The organism is Nesterenkonia flava (assembly GCF_031432335.1).
In the GTDB taxonomy this organism is placed as follows: Bacteria; Actinomycetota; Actinomycetes; order Actinomycetales; family Micrococcaceae; genus Nesterenkonia; species Nesterenkonia flava.
Genome location: NZ_JAVKGT010000070.1, coordinates 1 through 1,488, shown reverse-complemented (window position 1 = coordinate 1,488; position 1,488 = coordinate 1). Strand labels below are relative to the sequence as shown.

1 pseudogene is annotated in these 1,488 nt (G+C 60.3%); it reads right to left on the bottom strand.

Features of this window, described 5'->3' with window-relative positions:
- Window positions 1-405: 405 nt before the first annotated feature.
- Window positions 406-1,350 (bottom strand): annotated as a pseudogene (locus tag RH857_RS13470) (DDE-type integrase/transposase/recombinase); the annotation flags it as partial.
- Between the last annotated feature and the right edge of the window lie 138 nt (window positions 1,351-1,488).

The window sequence follows — 1,488 nt, the reverse complement described above, 5'->3', positions numbered from 1 at the left end:
GTGTGTGATGTCTCAGGAGATCGGTGACAGAACTGTCTCAAGACATCAGTGACACTTGATGTCTCAGCACATCGGTGACACTTCTGCTGATCAGCAGTGAGTCCCGGTGGAGGCAGGTCGGCGTCCTGATCGCTGACCGTTACCGACATAGGCGGTCCCAGGGCTGGGGAGGGGATGCTCGATAAGGATGACCCCATCGGCATCGACAAAGAGGATCTTGGCGTGGTCCCAAACTGCGTGTATGCGTTGGCCTGCCAGGGGCGTGCTGATCTGGTACCAGACCTTCTTAATCACGACTTGGCCTCTCTTTTTGACCTTTCGCGAGCATTCACCTTCCCATGTGGTTCCTGCGGCAAGTAGGGCGCCTTCAGGGACCATAGGGTTTGGTACCGGGACAGGTCGGGGCGGATCAGCAGCCTCAGTGGCCGCCCATGCAGCAGCCGGTGTTATCCACCCGGGAAGTCCCTGGTGAGGGCGTTGGATGTTGTAGATCAGGTCAAAGACATCGACCTGGGCCTGAAGCTCAGCAACGGACTCGGCCATCGGCTGGGAATCCAGGTAGCGGAACAGCGTCTGGTGGAACCGTTCGTTCTTGCCCTGGGTGGTCGGCCTACCTGGCCTGCCAGTGATCGCTTCGACCCCGAGGCTGGTGAGGTAGGTGACCAGCTGCCCTTGACTTCCCCTGCGAGAAGGGTTCAGCGCAGCCCCATTATCCGAGAGCAGCCGCTGAGGAACCCCATGTGCAGCGATGCCTTTCTTGACGACCTCAACGGCGGCTTCGGAGGTTTCACCGGTGGCAACCACTGAGGCCACCGCCAGCCGGGAGTGGTCATCGATCAGCTGGAAGATCACCGCCTTGCCTCCGCCGGTGAGCACATACTCGGTGGCATCGAGTTGCCATAAGCAGTTCGGTGCCGGGTACACGAACCGCCGGTAGGAGGCCCGGGGGCGCTTCTTCGGCTCAACCCGGGCAACCCCGGCGGCACGAAAGATCCTGGCCAGCGAGGCCACCGAGGGGGTATCCATGCCCAGGGCCTTCATTTTCTCGTAGACGCTGATTGGCCCATGGTCCAGGCCAGAGGCGGCCAGACTGGCTCGGACATCTACTGCTTGCTGCTTGAGCTCATTAGAGAGGGTCCTGGGACTGGTCTTCGGTCGTTTGGAGCGCGGCTGTAATGCCGCTGCCGGGGACTCCTGGCGTGCTCGGGTCAGGATCTTATAGAACGTGTTCCTGGAGATCCCGTGCTCGTAGCAGAAGCTGCTCACCGACCCGCGTGGGGCATCAGCAGGCCATCGGGAGATCGCGAGGCGGATACGGGCATCAACAGGCTCATTCGGTTTCTGTGTCACCTGCCAAGAGAACCCGAATCCCCACTGCGGTGCCCGGAAGGCTTGGATGAGAGTTCAGAGAACTGTCACCACCAGGATCACCAGTTCTGTCACCGATGTGTTGATACGGAACTGTCACCGATGTCTTGAGACTTCACA